The following is a 16,279-nucleotide window of genomic DNA, read 5'->3' on the forward strand; positions in this document are numbered from 1 at the left end:
ATATGAGTAACCATTTTCCATTGAAACTACTGAGCTCGATGCTGTTTTCAGGCTTGCTCTCGATTGCGGGTCATGCTGACGCCAGTAACCTGACTATCGATAATTTCAACCAACTACAAAATGTGACGGACCGCGGCAATGGAAGGCCGGGAGAAGTCTATGTGCCGGGTGCCACGAGCAACAGCGTCGCTGAAATTTCCGGCAGCGATTTGGCGCACGTATCCAGGACCTTTTCCGCGACGGCTACCGAAGGACGTTATGCGAATAAGGAAGAAATTCAATCCGGCGCCGGCGCTTTGAAAATCTCCAATTCCGCTGGTTCCGCCGGTGCCGCGTCGATTTTATGGACGTTTGATCCGACGAACTTCACGTTATACGGCAGTGCGATATTGTTAGAAGTTCTGACCATCGATCTGGACGTCAATATCGAAATGGTCGTTAACGGTATCGCCGTGGCGGGCAGCAAAACGGTTAGTCAAACCGAAGATTTCTGGTTCGATTTCAATCAGTTTTCCAATCCCAGCGTGTTTTCCAACGTCTCCAGTTTACGTTTGAATTTTACCGGCCCGCAGGCTTGGGATGGTCAATTTCGCTTGTTGACCGCTGGTACTCCGACTCAACCTGACATTATCGGTTCGGTACCGCTGCCGCCCAGCTTTGTAATGATGGGAACGGTATTGTTCGGCTTCCTAGGGGCCGGCAGACTGCGCAAGGCAACGGCTTCGTCGATCTAGCGAGGCCACGTAATTGCAAACGCCCCTCCTTGCTGAAGTCCGCTGGCGAGGAGAGGCGATAGCGAAGATGGACCAAGTAGGGGCGGGCAGGTTTTTGACGGAGGGGCCGCATTAGGGATCGAGTTTCCCAGCCACGCTCGGATCGTCGGACTTATCCTCAGCCTGACCAGTAGCTAGCAACCGGGATATGCGACTACCGAACTCTATTTACCTCTTCCGAACCCGGCTCAATTTTTCAATCGATTCTCCCTGCAAACCAAGGCAAAACCCGTTGCCGATTGAAGGTCCCCGCCGGTCAGCCCGTTTCGAAACCGCGATTCGCCGGAACTCTAATATTAACTCGCCGCTTCTTCGATAAAATCGCTGGCTTCGATCCCGGGTCAAGGGTTTTCTACCTCGGAACTAACCCAAGCGGATACCGGAGCCGAATGGACAAATTCGGTTTTTAGCAATCCGTATTAATCCTTCGTGGCTCTTCGCGCCGGAAGGGACGCCCCGCTCAGCATGGCTGCTTCCGGCAAGCTCTTGTGGCAAACTTCCTGTTGTGAACATCGTTAGTCTGAGTAATTGCTATCGATTGAGGCTGAAGAGGGCTCATTACGTTATCTCTTTTTCTCCGAAGCAAAAGCCCTGTAATGAACATGATTGGATTGATCGTCATCGTTTGCTGGTGCGGGACCTAGGCTTTTCCGGTAACGTAAAGGCCTATGTCAAAGAGTTTGCATGGGAGAGTTTTGTTGACCGGTCGCTTCAATTCCAAAAATACAGCTCTCGATTCGGCGATCGCGCAAAATTGGGCGAGTGGCAGACGAGATCGCGGGCAGGCCGAACTATTGCAACCCGGTCTGGGTGTGTTGCATTTGTTGGCTCTGGGTGTCGGTGCCATTGTCGGTACCGGGATTTTGACGTTAATCGGTGTCGGCGTCGCCAAGGCTGGGCCGGCGGTTATTGTCGCCTTCGGATTCGCAGGTCTGGTTTGCGCTTGCGCGGCGCTGGCTTACGCGGAAATGGCGACCGCAATTCCCAAGGCTGGTGGCGCTTATACTTACACGAGGGTTGTGATCGGTGAGACCGCCGGCTGGTTTGTGGGTTGGTGTCTGATTCTGGAATATTCGTTGGTGGTCAGCGCGGTTGCTGTGGGCTGGTCGGGTTACGCCGCGCCGATTTTGCAGGACTGGCTGGGGATTTCGACGACTTGGTTGGTCGCTCCGGCGCGGGGCGGAATCGTCAACTTGCCTGCCGTCGCAATCATTGGGGCGGTTGCGGGCTTGTTGACGCTGGGCACCAAGGAAAGCGCGACCTGCAACGCGTGGTTGGTAGTGTTAAAAATCGGCGCCTTGCTGATGTTTGTAGCGCTGGCCGCCCGTGGTTTCGATGCGAGCCATTTGCAGCCGTTCATGCCATACGGCTTCGCGAAAACGGTCGGCGCGGACGGTGTCGAACGCGGCGTTATGGTGGCGGCCGCGATTATTTTCTTCGCGTTTTACGGTTTCGATGCCATAGCGACCGCCGCAGAGGAAGCACGCCGTCCCGATCGTGATTTGGCGGTCGGCATCATCGGCTCGATGCTGATCTGCGTGGCGATCTATATCGCGGTGGCGTTGGCCGCGTTGGGCGCGCTGGACTATCGCCGGTTTGCCGACAGTGTTGAACCCTTGGCTCTGGTGCTGCGGGAGTTGGGTTCGCCGCTGGCCGCGAAATGCCTGGGATTTACGGCGGTGGCAGCGCTACCCACCGTGATTTTGGCCTTCTTCTACGGCCAAAGCCGAATTTTCTTTGCAATGGCTCGCGACGGATTGTTGCCGAACGGCTTGGCACGGGTATCTCGACGCGGTAATCCGGTGCGCACGACCTGGTTTACCGCCGCGCTGGTTGGCGGCGTAGCCGGTTTTTTCCCGCTAGCGGAGATTGCAGCATTGGCTAACGCTGGAACATTGCTGGCTTTCGCCACGGTCGCGCTGTGCATGCTGGTTGCCCGCCACCGGGCACCGGGTGCCGTTCGCAAATTCAGCGCGCCGTGGCCGTGGTTGACTGGGTCCGTAGCAATACTTGGATGCGGTTATTTGTTCGTCAGTTTGCCGACCAAAACGCAAATCGGTTTTTTCATCTGGAACGGATTTGGCTTGCTGATTTATCTGATTTTCCATTGCCCCCGTTTCTCGATGTTTGGGCGGCGTTGAGCGGCGAAATCGCAAGTGTGTCCGCTCGGCGCCGCTAAATAACGGCCTTGCATTTGGCTGGGTCACGGTATAATGCTTTTTTGTTTCCTTTCTTCCGAAAGCAATGGCGCAATACATATTTTCGATGAATCGGGTCGGCAAAATCGTGCCGCCGAAAAAGTACATCCTCAAGGACATCTCGTTATCGTTCTTTCCGGGCGCTAAAATCGGCGTGTTGGGTTTAAACGGTTCGGGTAAATCGACGCTGCTACGTATCATGGCCGGCGTCGATAAGGAAATCGAAGGCGAGGCGATTCCGCTGAAAGGCATCAACATCGGCTACTTGCCCCAAGAGCCGCAGCTCGATCCTAGCAAAACCGTGCGCGGCAACATTGAGGAAGCCGTGCAACACATAAAGGACGCTTTGGCCAAACTGGACGCGGTCTATGCCGCCTACGCCGATCCGGAAGCCGATTTCGACAAGTTGGCGGCCGAACAAGCGCATCTGGAAGACGTGATTAATGCTTGTGACGGTCACAATCTGGACCGGACCCTGGAAATTGCCGCCGATGCCTTGCGTTTGCCGGATTGGGAGGCTGACGTCAATAAATTGTCAGGCGGCGAGAAGCGTCGGGTGGCTTTATGCCGGCTGTTGCTGTCCAAACCCGACATGCTTTTGCTCGACGAGCCGACCAACCATTTGGATGCCGAGTCGGTTGCGTGGCTGGAGCGCTTCCTGCACGATTATACCGGCACCGTGGTAGCGGTAACTCACGACCGTTATTTCCTCGATAACGTTGCCGGCTGGATTTTGGAGCTGGATCGCGGCATGGGCATTCCTTGGGAAGGCAACTATTCGTCGTGGCTGGAACAAAAGGAAAAGCGCCTGGAGCTTGAGGATAAACAAGAGTCTTCCCGCCAGAAAGCGATGAAGGCCGAGCTGGAATGGGTGCGATCCAATCCCAAGGGTCGTCACGCCAAGAGCAAGGCGAGGTTGGCGCGTTTCGAGGAGTTGTCGTCGGTCGAGGTGCAAAAACGCAACGAGACTCAGGAAATCTATATTCCACCCGGACCGCGCCTGGGCGATGTAGTCATCGAAGCTGAAAATGTCGGTAAGGGTTTCGGCGATCGTTTGCTGATCAACGATTTGAGTTTCAAGTTACCGCCGGGCGGTATTGTCGGCATCATCGGTCCGAACGGGGCCGGTAAGACCACGTTGTTTAGAATGATGGCTGGTTTTGAAAAGCCCGATTCCGGTACGTTTACGATGGGACAGACCGTTCAGCTGTCGTACGTCGAACAGTTTCGCGATAACATGGACGATAACAAAACGGTTTGGCAGGAGATTTCCGACGGTCTGGACATGATCACCGTCGGCAAGTACGAAACGCCGTCTCGGGCGTATTGCGGGCGCTTTAATTTCAAGGGCGCCGATCAACAAAAACGCATCGGCGATCTGTCCGGCGGCGAACGCAACCGGGTGCATTTGGCGAAGTTGCTGAAAAGCGGCGGCAACGTGTTGCTGCTTGACGAGCCGACCAACGACTTGGACGTCGAAACCTTGCGGGCGCTTGAGGAAGCCTTGTTGGCTTTCCCCGGCTGCGCGGTGGTGATCTCGCACGACCGCTGGTTCCTGGACCGTGTCGCGACCCATATGCTGGCATTCGAGGGCGACAGCGAGGTGGTTTGGTTCGAGGGTAACTACGCCGACTACGAGGCCGACCGCCATCGTCGTCTGGGTATCGACGCCGATACGCCGCATAGGATCAAATACAAAAAAATCGGCTAAGCTGAACTTAAGCGTCCGTGCTTACTCTGACGGCGAGGGCGTGAGAGTTTACGTCCGAACAACTGGTTTTTTGATCCGGCTTGCGTTTAGGCCAGACCAGTTTAAATTTTATTCGCGCACCGCGTGTTGAAAATCACGGAGGTAGCGGGTAATGTATTAATCAGTACACCGAACAATAATAAGGAGAAATAGGATGTCGAAAGCACAAAACTTGCAGGATAATTTTTTGAATGCCCTGAGAAAAGAACACACTCCGGTGTCGATTTTCTTGGTTAATGGTATCAAGCTGCAAGGCCGTGTCGATTCTTTCGATCAATACGTGGTCATGCTTAAAAATACCGTGAATCAAATGGTTTATAAGCACGCCATATCCACCATCGTTCCCGGAAAAAACGTCAACATGCACCGCGAGCCGGAAGTTAGTGACGACAATTAAGGGGTGTTTTTTTGTTTGAACGTCCCGATGCAGGTGAACGAGCAATACTCGTTCACCTAAATTTGCAAGCCGGGCAAGAAGATCTCGACGAGTTAAAGGAACTGACCAAATCCGCCGGCGCCCTGCCGATACATGTGGTGACAGGCAGTCGGCACCGGCCCGACCCAAAGTATTTTGTCGGCATCGGCAAGTTGGATGAAATCAAGTCGGCGGTAACCGACGCTAGTGCCGATATCGTCATTTTCAATCATCCGCTGTCGCCTAGTCAGGAACGCAATCTGGAGAAAGCGCTGGAAGTGAGGGTCGTCGATAGAAACGGCCTGATTCTGGATATTTTCGCTCAGCGCGCTCAGACTTTCGAAGGCAAGTTGCAGGTCGAACTTGCCCAGCTTAAACATTTATCGACGCGCCTAATTCGCGGCTGGACTCACTTGGAGCGGCAAAAAGGCGGTATCGGTCTGCGCGGTCCCGGCGAAACCCAATTGGAGACCGATAGGCGTTTGCTGGGCGTTCGCATTAAGCAAATCCAGCAACGCTTGGAAAAAGTCGAGAAACAACGCCACCAGGGGCGCAGCAAACGCAAGAAGGCCGAGATTCCGGCGGTATCCTTGGTCGGCTATACCAATGCCGGTAAATCGACTTTGTTCAATACCCTGACCGGCGCCGGCATTTATGCGGCCGATCAATTGTTCGCGACCCTCGACCCAACCCTGCGGCAGTTGTCGTTGACCAACGGCAACGACATCATCCTGGCCGACACGGTCGGATTTATTCGTCACTTACCGCACGAACTGGTGGCGGCCTTCCGATCAACCTTGCAGGAAGCCAGCGAGGCGGATTTGTTGTTGCATGTGATAGACGCACATGCCGAAGATCGCGACGAGACAATTTTCCAGGTCAATCAAGTGTTGAACGATATCGAGGCGGGTAAAATTCCGCAGCTCAAGGTTTTCAACAAGATCGACCTGCTCGATAGCATCCAGCCGCACATCGATTACGGCGAAGACGGCAAGCCGACCGCAGTTTGGATCAGTGCGCGGACCGGACAAGGTAGCGAATTGTTGTTGCAGGCTTTGTGCGAATTGTTTGCCAGCAGCAAAGTAGTCCGAAAATGTTATCTGCCGGCCGCGCAAGCCGGTGTCAAAGCCAAGCTGTTCGGTTATGTCCGGATACTCGACGAGGTTTGCAACGAAGCCGGCGATTGCGAATTGACCTTGGAGATCGATCAGAAGCATTTGGGCTTGCTAAAGGGTATCGAAACCTCGAGCCCGTTGGAAATGGCCTAATGCGTAACCGCGAACCGGATAAATTTGGCGCGCCGGTCTGACTTAGTTGTCCCGGTCGGAGTGATTTACGATAGAATGCCGCGTTCTTTGGCCTGTCGATACTGGTTTTTTTGAGTGGGATCGATTGGGTGAAATTGGTTCGGTGGTGCGCGGTTTTTTAAGTTCTCAAATCCAATTTTTGGAGCATTTAGTATGTCTTGGAATGAGCCCGGCGGTGATAAAAAAGACCCCTGGAGTGGTCGCAACGACCAAAATAGTCCTCCCGATCTGGACGAGGTCGTGCGCAACTTGCAGGAAAAGCTGGGAGCTCTGTTTGGCGGCGGATCCAACGGGGGCGGTAACCGCACCTCGGGCTCATCAATGCGCGGTGCGGGTTGGGTTGCCGGCGGTGCATTGGTATTATGGAGCTTGAGCGGGTTTTATACGGTTGACGAAGGGACTCGCGGCGTCGTTACGCGGTTCGGCGCCTATGTCGGCACGTCGCAACCCGGTCTGAATTGGCACGTGCCGGCACCGATCGAGCAAGTACAAGTCATCAATGTCGAGCAACAACGCTTTATAGAAGTCGGTTATCGTTCGGGCGGCGGTCAGGCGATGGGCTCGGTACCCAAGGAAGCGATGATGCTGACCAAGGATGAAAACATCGTCGATGTCCGTCTGGCCGTGCAATATCAGGTCAAGGACGCCAAGGATTATGCCTTCAACGTATTGGACCCGGCTTCGACTCTGAAGCAAGTCACCGAAAGCGTGCAACGCGGTGTGATCGGCCGTAGCGACATGGATTTCGTATTGACCGAAGGCCGTAGCGAAATCGTTCAAGAGATCAAGAGCGAGATTCAATCGGTGATGGATGCCTACCGCACAGGCATTTTGATCACTAGTGTCAATTTGCAGGACGCTCAGCCGCCCGAGCAAGTGCAGGGTGCTTTCGAAGACGCCATTAAGGCGCGCGAAGACAAACAGCGTTTGATCAACGAAGCCGAAGCTTATGCCAACGACGTGGTACCCAAGGCCCGCGGCGCTGCGTCTCGTATCGTGCAGGAATCCGAGGGCTATAAGGAAAAAGTCATTGCCAAGGCCAATGGCGATGTCAGTCGCTTCTCGCAACTGCTGACCGAGTACAAAAAGGCGCCTGGGGTGACCAAGCAGCGGATGTATATCGAAACGATGGAACAAGTCCTGGGGCGCGCCAGTAACGTGTTGGTAGACGTCAAGGATGGCGGTAACGTCATGTACTTGCCGCTGGATAAACTGGGCGTCGGTCGCACGGAAGCGGCGCCGGATTCGGTTACGAATCATGAGCCGGTTGCCCCTCAGCCGACCTTGCCGACAGTCAAAGAATCGAAAACCGATGTGCGGATTAACAGCCGCGAACGCGATGTGAGAGGACGTTACGATGGGAAATAAGATTTTAGTCGCGGTCGGCGCGCTGATTGTTGTGTTGTCGCTGTCGGTGTTCACGGTCGCCGAAACCGAGCGCGTGATTAAATTCCAGCTTGGCGAGATCGTCGGCGCCGATTTTCAACCGGGTTTGCATTTCAAGCTGCCGTTCATCAATAACGTCAAGAAATTCGATGCGCGCATCCTGACCATGGATTCCACGCCGGAACGATTTTTGACCGCCGAAAAGAAAAACGTCATTGTCGATTCTTTCGTCAAATGGCGCATCGGCGATGTCAAAACCTTTTACACCACGGTGGCCGGCGATGTGAATCAAGCCAACATCCGGCTGGATCAAATCATCAAGGATTCGTTTCGTAGCGAGTTCAGCAAACGCGACATCAGGCAGTTGGTATCCAGCGATCGGAGCGCGATCCGCGAAGCGCTGATCACCAATGTTTCGCCCCATGCCGCCAAATTGGGCATCAATATTGTCGACGTGCAAGTGAAACGGATCGATCTGCCCAACGAAGTGAGTTCGTCGGTCTATCAACGGATGGAAGCCGAACGTGCCAGGGTCGCACGCGAATTCCGCTCGCAAGGCTCCGAGGCTGCCGAGCGTATCCGCGCCGACGCCGACAAGCAGCGCGAGATCATTTTGGCCAACGCCTACCGCGACTCCGAGATATTGCGCGGCGAAGGCGACGCCAGGGCCGCCGAAACCTTTGCCAAGGCTTACGGCGAAGACAGCGAGTTTTTCGCGTTTTACCGTAGCTTGATTGCCTACAAGGAAAGCTTGGGCAAACCGGGCAACGTAATGGTGTTGGAACCGAGTTCGGATTTCTTCAAATACTTCAAAACTCAAAAATAGTGGCCGCCGAGTTCGGCAAGACCATAACGCCCCGCTCTGCGGGGCGTTTGCTGTAACTGGAATAGACGACATGCAAAACAAAGACACCTGGCTGCTGCCCGAGGGCATCGGCGAAGTATTGCCGGAGCGGGCCGAGCATCTGGAGAGGCTGAGAGCCAAGTTGCTCGAGACCTTCGCCGCGTGGGGGTATCGCTTGGTGATCCCGCCGTTTGTGGATTTTCTCCGCTCCTTGCTCACCGGTTCGGCCCACGATCTGGAGTCGCAGACCTTTAAGCTGACGGATCCGCTTAGCGGCGAGACGCTCGGAGTAAGGGCCGATATGACGCCGCAGGTCGCCCGTATTGACGCTCACCATTTGCAACATCCGTGGCCGAACCGGCTGTGCTACGCCGGTACCGTATTGCATGCGGTAGGCGATCCGCTCGAAAAGAGCCGCAGCCCGATGCAAATTGGCGCGGAATTGTACGGCCACTCCGGACTCGAGAGCGACTACGAAGCCATACAGTTGATGTTGGAAATGTTGGCGATCAGCGGCATCCAAAACGTGCATCTGGATTTGGGCCACGTTTCGATATACCGCGGCTTGGTCGAATTGGCCGGCTTGAATGTGGCGCAAGAAGCCGAGTTGTTCGACGTATTGCAACGCAAGGCTGGCGCGGAGTTGGTCGAATTGGTCGAACGCTTTCCGGTCGGCGACGGATTTAAAACCATTTTTAACGCGCTGCCCAAACTGAACGGTGGTCAGGATGTGCTCGATCAAGCCGCGAAATTGCTGGCCGGTATCGACGCCAACGGCATTTTGGCCGCGGCACTGGCCGATTTGCGCGGGATTGCCGACCGGTTGCGCCGCGACTATCCGGCCTTGTCGCTCAGTTTCGATTTGGCCGAACTGCGCGGCTACCATTACCATACCGGCATCGTATTCGCCGCTTTCGTGCCGTCGTTGGGACGAGAAATTGCTCGCGGCGGACGCTACGACAACGTCGGTCAAGTGTTCGGCCGGGCGCGGGCGGCGACCGGTTTTAGCGCCGATTTGAAGGTACTGGCGACGTTTTACGACGTCAGCGCCGATGCGCCGGTGCGGACAGTCTTCGCGCCCTATTGCGAGGATGCCGATCTGCGCGAGACCGTTCGCGATTTGCGGGCGTCCGGCGTTCAGGTAATTCAGCAATTGCCGGGGCAGCAGGGCGGGGCCGAAGACATGGGTTGCAACGCGATTTTAGAAAAACAGGCTCAGTGCTGGGTCGTTAAATCATTGGCTTAAGGTTAGAAAAAGTTATGGGAAAAAATGTTGTTGTCATCGGTACGCAGTGGGGCGATGAAGGTAAGGGTAAACTGGTCGATCTGTTGACCGAGCAGGCCGCCGCCGTCGTTCGGTTTCAGGGCGGACATAACGCCGGCCACACCTTGGTGATCAACGGCGAAAAAACCGTGCTGCATCTGATTCCGTCGGGCGTGCTTCGCGAAGGAGTACAGTGTTTGATCGGCAATGGTGTCGTGCTCAGCATGGAAGCCTTGCTAAAGGAAATCGAAATTCTGGAAAAGTCCGGGATCCCGGTGAAGAACCGGCTGCAAATCAGCGAGGCCTGCGCATTGATTTTGCCTATCCATGTGGCAATCGACCAAGCTCGCGAAAAGGCCAGGGGCGATAAAGCCATCGGCACCACTGGTCGCGGTATCGGTCCGGCTTATGAAGATAAGGTGGCGCGGCGCGGTCTACGGGTCGGCGATCTGCGTAATAGCGATGAATTCGCCGCGCGTCTGAAGGAACTGGTGGATTTTCATAATTTCATGCTGGTTCAGTATTACGGTGCCGAGCCGGTTGATTACGCCACGTTGTTGGCGGACACCCTAAGTCTGGGTGAAGTGATCAAGCCGATGCTGACCGATGTCGGCGAGGCACTCTACGCCCACCAAGCCCAAGGCCACAACGTATTGTTCGAAGGCGCGCAAGGTGCATTGCTGGACATCGACCACGGCACCTATCCTTACGTCACATCCTCCAACACCACGGCCGGCGGCGCCGCCACCGGCAGCGGCGTCGGTCCGTTGGCGCTGGATTATGTGTTGGGGATCACCAAGGCCTACTCCACCCGAGTCGGCAACGGCCCGTTTCCGACTGAATTGCTGGATAGCTACGGCGAGCACCTGGGTGTCAAGGGCCACGAGTTCGGCGCGACCACCGGCCGCAAGCGCCGTTGCGGTTGGTTCGACGCGGTGTCGATGCGTAAATCCGCGCAATTGAACAGTCTGACCGGCATCTGTTTGACCAAATTGGACGTGCTGGACGGCCTGGACAAAATCGGCATCTGTACCGCGTACAAAATCGACGGCGTCGTCACCGACACCGCGCCGCTCGGTGCCGATCAATATGCGGCTTGCGAAGCGGTGGTCGAAGAAATGCCGGGTTGGAGCGGTAGTACCGCCGGCATTACCGAATACGGGCAACTGCCGGCCAACGCCAAAGCGTATATCGCGCGCATCGAAGAGCTGGTCGGCGTAAAAGTGACTATCCTTTCCACAGGTCCCGACCGCAACGAAACCATCGTACTGGAAAATCCGTTCGACGCTTGAAACGCCTTAGCTAGCCCTCGTCAGCACCAAGCAATTCAAGGGCTGTCGAGGGCAACGGCATCTATTATAGGCGGGTAACTTACAGGCGAGACGTTGCTTCGCGAACAGTTCCGATCAGCTGTCGTTTCCGCGTCGGCAATAGAATTTGACGACTTTTTTCAATTGCACACTGCCCCGCTTTGGATATTGGCCTTCAACGTCGGTTTATCACCTGCCGGATCGGCAGGGGTTTCTGCAGCCGATGGCTCACGGGCGGTAGGCGCGGAGTGCATTCCATGCTGATGCACAACCGAAAATCAATGGGTACGGAGGATTCGTCGCTGGGAGCTCGTCTGATCTGAGTGTCGGGCTGACGGCTCGTTTTGAACTCGCTCGCCGGCACTGAACCCGCTTGATACCGTTTCGATATTAAAGAACACCGAGTAAAGGCCAATATTCTGAAATTCTAATTTTGCCAGCCGCCACCCAAAGCCTTATACAAATCCACCATCGCGCTGATTTGTTTTTGTTTGGTTTCGATCAATTCTTTCTTGGCTTCCAGCGCGTCGCGCTGGGTCAATAAAACCTCCAAATAATCCGCTCTTGCCGAGATAAATAATTGGTTGGCGACTTCAATCGATTTGACCAACGAGTCCACTTGCTGGCGTTTTAGCTGGTAGTTTTTGTCCAGGTTGTCGATATTGGATATTTGATTGGCCACTTCGGCGTAAGCAGTAATGATGCTTTGTTCGTATTCGTAGGCCGCCTGCACTTGCTTGGCGTTGGCGTTTTTGTATTCGGCGGTGATCGCGTTTTTGTTGACCAGCGGGGCGACCAGTTCGCCGGCCACCATCGCCGCCAACGATTCCGGCGTATTGATTAGGTATTTCAACGCAAACGCCTGAAAGCCGATGCCGGCCTTGATGCCGAAGGATGGATAGAAATTGGCCCTGGCGACGTCGATGTTCAAGTCGGCGGCTTTTAATTCCAACTCGGCCTTGCGAATGTCGGGCCGGTTTTGCAATAACTCGGATGGCAGGCCGACACTCAAGGCTTTGGGTTTAATATCCATAAAGCCGCTCGACGCGCGGGCTATCGGTTGCGGCGTTCTTCCCAGCAGCGTATTGATCCGATTCTCGACCACGGTAATCTGCTGCTCGATCTCGTATTGGCGGGCCTGGTTTTTTGCGACTTCGGCTTCGTAACGCTTGACGGCCAGTGTCGTGGTTCTGGCGAAGGTTTGCAATTGTCTGACCACTTGCAAGCCGTTTTGCTGAATCGCGATGTTTTGCCGTAAGTTTTCCAGCTGGTTGTCCAAGGCTATCAATTCGTAATAGGCATGCGCCACCTCGGCGACCAAGTTGGTTACCAAGAAATTTCGGCCTTCGCCGGATGCCATGTAATCGTAGACTGCCACTTGGGTGGCGTTCCGGAGCTTTTTCCAGATGTCGATTTCCCAAGTCGAGAACAGGCCGAATTGGTAATCGCCGAGAAAGGCCGGAAACGGTTGGCCCTTGGCGATATTCAGACTGTCCTCGACGGCGCCGTTGCGGGTGTATTGCGCGGTCTTGTCGCCGCCCGCCGACGCGCCGAGTTTGACGAAGGGCATATATTCCCCTTTACGCGCTTGGATTTCGTTCTCGGCGATGCTGATCCGTTGCGCCATGATGTTGATTTCCTTGTTATTGGCAACGGCGGTATCGATCAAGCTGCGCAGCTGCGGATCGTCGAAGAACTCTTGCCATTTCACGCTCGCGGCACTGGTCCGGTCGTTTACGCCGGGTTTGAATTGCTCGGGTAACTGCGTATCCGCGGCTTTCTTGGTCATGTCCGGAATGCCGCAGGCTTGCAACACAGCCATCGCCAAAGCCGTTACTAGCAAAACATGGGTTTTATTCGTCAGCATCTTGGGTACCGTAATGATAGGTTTCGGTGAACGGATTGACGTCTTCGTCTTTGATCATGCGTTTGCCTTCGATCAGTTTGGCGAAGATGTAATACAAGCCTGGGATCAGCACCACGCCGAACACGGTGCCGAACAACATGCCGCCCAACGCCGAGGTACCGATAGTACGGTTGCCGACCGCGCCGGCGCCGGTGGCGAAGGCTAGCGGGACCAGGCCGGCGATGAAGGCAAACGAGGTCATCAGAATCGGCCGGAACCGGGCCTTAGCGCCTTCTATCGCCGCTTCGCGGACCGACAAGCCTTGTTCCTGGCGTTGCACCGCGTATTCGACGATCAATACCGCGTTCTTACCGAGCAAGCCGACCAACATCACCAAACCGACTTGGGAATACACGTCGTTGGCCAAGCCCATGGTTTTCAGCAGTAAGAACGAGCCGAAGATGCCGGCCGGCAACGAACAGATCACGACCAACGGCAACACAAAACTTTCGTATTGGGCCGCCAACACCAAATACACAAACACCAGGACCACGACGAAAATCACCAGCGCCTCGTTGCCGCGCGCCGCTTCGTCGAAGGACAAACCCTCCCAGGCTACATCGAAGCCTTGGGGCAAAGTCGCCTTGGCCACTTCCTTGATGGCTTTGATCGCGTCGCCAGAGGTATAGCCGGGCGCCGGTTCGGCGCGGATCGCCGCCGAGTTGTAGAGGTTGTAGCGGGTCAGTTCGTTCGGGCCTTGCTGTGGCTGCACGGTCATAAAGGCCGAGTAGGGCACCATTTCGCCGGCGTCGTTTTTGACGTAATAGTTCAAGACGTCGGTCGGGAAGCGGCGAAACTCCGGCAAGGCTTGCACATAGACTTTGAAAAAGTTGTTGAAGCGGATGAAGCCTTGTTCGTAGGTACTGCCGATCATGATGTCCAGGTTTTCCATGGCCTTATCGATATTCACGCCTTTTTGCATCGCCAATTTGTTGTCGATTTTCAACTCGTATTGCGGGTAGTTGGCGGCATAAAAGGTGAACAAGCCGGTCAATTCCGGGCGCTTGCGCAACGCGGCCATGAACTCCTGATTGAGTTTGTCGAATTGGAAGTAATCGGTGCCGGTGGTCTTATCCAACAAGCGGAAGGCCAAACCCGATGCCGCGCCGTAGCCCGGTACAGCGGGTGGTTGGAAGAACTCGATCACCGCGCCGAAGTCGTGGGTTTTTTCCTCTAGCTGGCGAATTACGTCCTCCACCGACACCTTGCGCTGGGTCCAATCCTTTAGATTGATGATGCAGGTGCCGGCGTTGGAACCGCGGCCCTCGGTCAAAACCTCGTAGCCGGCCAACGACGATACCGACTGCACGCCGTCGATTTTTTCGGCGACTTCTTCCAGTTGTCGTGCCACTTTGTTGGTGACTTCGATAGTCGAGCCGGGCGGAGTTTGAATGATCGCGTAGATCATGCCTTGGTCTTCGCCGGGTATGAAGCCGGCCGGCAAGGTTTTATCCACAGTGAAGATGCCGAAGGAGAATGCAGCCAACACCACCACAGTGACGATGCGGCGGGTAACCACGACGTCCAGCAACTTGACGTAGCGGCCGGTAACTTTTTCGAACAGATAGTTGAAGCCGTCGATGAACAGGGTAATCGGCGTCCGGCGCTTGGGTTGGCCGTGGGTGTTTTTCAAGATCATCGCGCACAACACCGGCGCCAAGGACAAGGCGACGACGGCGGAGATAATGATGGACGAAGCCATCGCAATCGAAAACTGCCGGTAAAACACGCCGACCGGGCCGTTCATAAAGGCGATAGGCACGAATACCGAGACCATCACCAAGGTGATGGCGACGATGGCTCCGCCGATTTCGCCCAAGACCTGCCGAGACGCGGCATAGGGGCTTAAGTGTTCGGCTTCCATTTTGGCGTGTACCGCCTCGACCACGACGATGGCATCGTCAACGACGACGCCAATCGCCAACACCAACGCGAATAGGGTGATCAAGTTGATCGACAAACCGAAGGCCGACATCACCGCAAACGAGCCGATCAGCGATACCGGCACCGCCAGAATCGGAATCAAGGTCGAGCGCCAGTCGCCGAGGAACAGGAATACCACCAAAGTCACTAACACGAAGGCTTCGCCCAAGGTGTGCAAGACCTTGTGAATCGAGGCTTCGACGAAGCGCGACACGTCGTAGTTGATCTCGTAATCCATGCCTTCCGGGAAGGACTTTTTCAGTTCCTCCAGTTTGGCCTTGACGTCTTCGATGACTTTGGTGGCATTGGTGCCGTAGTTTTGCTTCAACACAATCGACGCCGAGGGGAAGGAATCCTTGTCCGAATAAATGTTGTAAAACTCGCTGTCTAAATCGACTTTGGCGACGTCCTTCAAGCGCAAGATTTCGCCTTCCGAATTGGCGCGAATGATAATGTCCGCGTACTGTTCCGGCGTGTTGTACCAGCCTTGGTAAATCAACACGTATTCCTTGGATTGCGCCGCCATCCCGGTGCTCTGGCCGATCCGGCCGGGACGGCCGATGATGCTTTGCTTGGAGATCGCATCCATCACTTCTTCGGTCGAAACGCTATAGGCGCGCATCCGGTCCGGATTTAACCAAATGCGCATCGCGTATTGGCGGGCGCCCAAAATCTGCGCTTGGGCGATACCGTAGATGCGCTGGATTTCCGGTATCACGTTGACGTAGGCGTAGTTGAACAGGAATTTCTGGTCGGCATTCTTATCCTTGCTGTACAGGTTGACGTACATCAGCATGCTGGGCTGGACGAAGTTGACCACCACGCCTTCCAGCCGTACCAGATTCGGCAAACGGCTCATCACCTGATCGACCCGGGTTTTGACGTTGACCATCGCGATATTCGGGTCCACGCCTAACTCGAATAACACTTGAATCGTGGCTTCGCCGGCGCTAGTGGCGTCGGAGACGATGTATTTCATGCCTGGCACGCCGTTGATCGCCCGTTCGATGGTGATCAACGAGGATTTAACCAATACGTCGGCGCTGGAGCCGGGGAAGGATAGGGATATTGTCACTCGCGGCGGCGCGATATCCGGAAATTGCGAAACGGGCAGGGTGCGGATTGCCAAGAATCCCATGAACAGGAAACTAAGCGACAATACGATCGCCATGACCGGTCTTTTAATAAAGATACTGAACATAG

At 55.1% G+C, this 16,279-nt stretch carries 11 protein-coding genes; 9 read left to right on the forward strand and 2 right to left on the reverse strand.

All coding sequences use genetic code 11. From position 1 onward, the window contains the following. Positions 1–2: 2 nt before the first annotated feature. From ACQE3E_RS09185 to ACQE3E_RS09225, 9 genes are all read left to right on the forward strand, one after another. Positions 3–734: a hypothetical protein gene (locus tag ACQE3E_RS09185; RefSeq protein ID WP_313728282.1), complete on the forward strand. Its 732-nt coding sequence runs from the start codon at positions 3–5 to the stop codon at positions 732–734. Positions 735–1,441: 707 nt separating this feature from the next. Further along, entirely contained in the window at positions 1,442–2,914 is a 1,473-nt protein-coding gene (locus tag ACQE3E_RS09190) for an amino acid permease (protein WP_313728281.1), read from the forward strand. A 103-nt stretch (positions 2,915–3,017) separates the two neighbouring features. Beyond that, complete coding sequence (ettA, locus tag ACQE3E_RS09195; protein ID WP_064027107.1) at positions 3,018–4,682, forward strand: energy-dependent translational throttle protein EttA; 1,665 nt, start codon at positions 3,018–3,020, stop codon at positions 4,680–4,682. A gap of 193 nt (positions 4,683–4,875) precedes the next feature. Next, positions 4,876–5,118 carry an RNA chaperone Hfq gene (gene hfq, locus ACQE3E_RS09200; RefSeq protein ID WP_064027105.1) on the forward strand — a complete coding sequence of 81 codons (243 nt, stop codon included), beginning with the start codon at positions 4,876–4,878 and terminating at the stop codon, positions 5,116–5,118. A gap of 11 nt (positions 5,119–5,129) precedes the next feature. Further along, the gene (gene hflX, locus ACQE3E_RS09205) at positions 5,130–6,404 is read left to right on the forward strand and encodes a ribosome rescue GTPase HflX (protein ID WP_313728280.1); all 1,275 of its coding nucleotides are present in this window, start codon (positions 5,130–5,132) and stop codon (positions 6,402–6,404) included. 192 nt (positions 6,405–6,596) lie between these two features. Beyond that, positions 6,597–7,811 (forward strand): FtsH protease activity modulator HflK, encoded by a 1,215-nt coding sequence (hflK, locus tag ACQE3E_RS09210; RefSeq protein ID WP_064027102.1) that lies wholly within the window; start codon positions 6,597–6,599, stop codon positions 7,809–7,811. Further along, on the forward strand, positions 7,801–8,655 hold the full coding sequence (hflC, locus tag ACQE3E_RS09215) for a protease modulator HflC (RefSeq protein WP_071159690.1): 855 nt from the start codon (positions 7,801–7,803) through the stop codon (positions 8,653–8,655). Before hflK ends, hflC begins: the two co-directional genes overlap by 11 nt. Positions 8,656–8,725: 70 nt before the next feature. Next, positions 8,726–9,919 (forward strand): ATP phosphoribosyltransferase regulatory subunit, encoded by a 1,194-nt coding sequence (locus ACQE3E_RS09220; protein WP_313728279.1) that lies wholly within the window; start codon positions 8,726–8,728, stop codon positions 9,917–9,919. Between the two features lie 14 nt (positions 9,920–9,933). Continuing rightward, entirely contained in the window at positions 9,934–11,229 is a 1,296-nt protein-coding gene (locus tag ACQE3E_RS09225; RefSeq protein WP_281022948.1) for an adenylosuccinate synthase, read from the forward strand. A gap of 445 nt (positions 11,230–11,674) precedes the next feature. Here the strand turns inward: ACQE3E_RS09225 and ACQE3E_RS09230 are convergent, their stop codons facing one another. Continuing rightward, positions 11,675–13,114, reverse strand: a complete 1,440-nt coding sequence (locus tag ACQE3E_RS09230) for a TolC family protein (RefSeq protein ID WP_427501540.1) — start codon at positions 13,112–13,114, stop codon at positions 11,675–11,677. Next, positions 13,101–16,277: an efflux RND transporter permease subunit gene (locus ACQE3E_RS09235; RefSeq protein ID WP_427501541.1), complete on the reverse strand. Its 3,177-nt coding sequence runs from the start codon at positions 16,275–16,277 to the stop codon at positions 13,101–13,103. Before ACQE3E_RS09235 ends, ACQE3E_RS09230 begins: the two co-directional genes overlap by 14 nt. Positions 16,278–16,279 lie beyond the last annotated feature (2 nt).

The organism is Methylomonas sp. MED-D (genome assembly GCF_050276835.1).
Lineage (GTDB): Bacteria > Pseudomonadota > Gammaproteobacteria > Methylococcales > Methylomonadaceae > Methylomonas > Methylomonas koyamae_A.

What these genes read in the sequence shown, in the direction of transcription:
- ACQE3E_RS09185 (WP_313728282.1), top strand. Translation starts at nt 3, where the DNA reads ATGAGTAACCATTTTCCATTGAAACTACTGAGCTCGATGCTGTTTTCA.
- ACQE3E_RS09190 (WP_313728281.1), top strand. Translation starts at nt 1,442, where the DNA reads ATGTCAAAGAGTTTGCATGGGAGAGTTTTGTTGACCGGTCGCTTCAAT.
- ettA (WP_064027107.1), top strand. Translation starts at nt 3,018, where the DNA reads ATGGCGCAATACATATTTTCGATGAATCGGGTCGGCAAAATCGTGCCG.
- hfq (WP_064027105.1), top strand. Translation starts at nt 4,876, where the DNA reads ATGTCGAAAGCACAAAACTTGCAGGATAATTTTTTGAATGCCCTGAGA.
- hflK (WP_064027102.1), top strand. Translation starts at nt 6,597, where the DNA reads ATGTCTTGGAATGAGCCCGGCGGTGATAAAAAAGACCCCTGGAGTGGT.
- hflC (WP_071159690.1), top strand. Translation starts at nt 7,801, where the DNA reads ATGGGAAATAAGATTTTAGTCGCGGTCGGCGCGCTGATTGTTGTGTTG.
- ACQE3E_RS09220 (WP_313728279.1), top strand. Translation starts at nt 8,726, where the DNA reads ATGCAAAACAAAGACACCTGGCTGCTGCCCGAGGGCATCGGCGAAGTA.
- ACQE3E_RS09225 (WP_281022948.1), top strand. Translation starts at nt 9,934, where the DNA reads ATGGGAAAAAATGTTGTTGTCATCGGTACGCAGTGGGGCGATGAAGGT.
- ACQE3E_RS09230 (WP_427501540.1), bottom strand. Translation starts at nt 13,114, where the DNA reads ATGCTGACGAATAAAACCCATGTTTTGCTAGTAACGGCTTTGGCGATG.
- ACQE3E_RS09235 (WP_427501541.1), bottom strand. Translation starts at nt 16,277, where the DNA reads ATGTTCAGTATCTTTATTAAAAGACCGGTCATGGCGATCGTATTGTCG.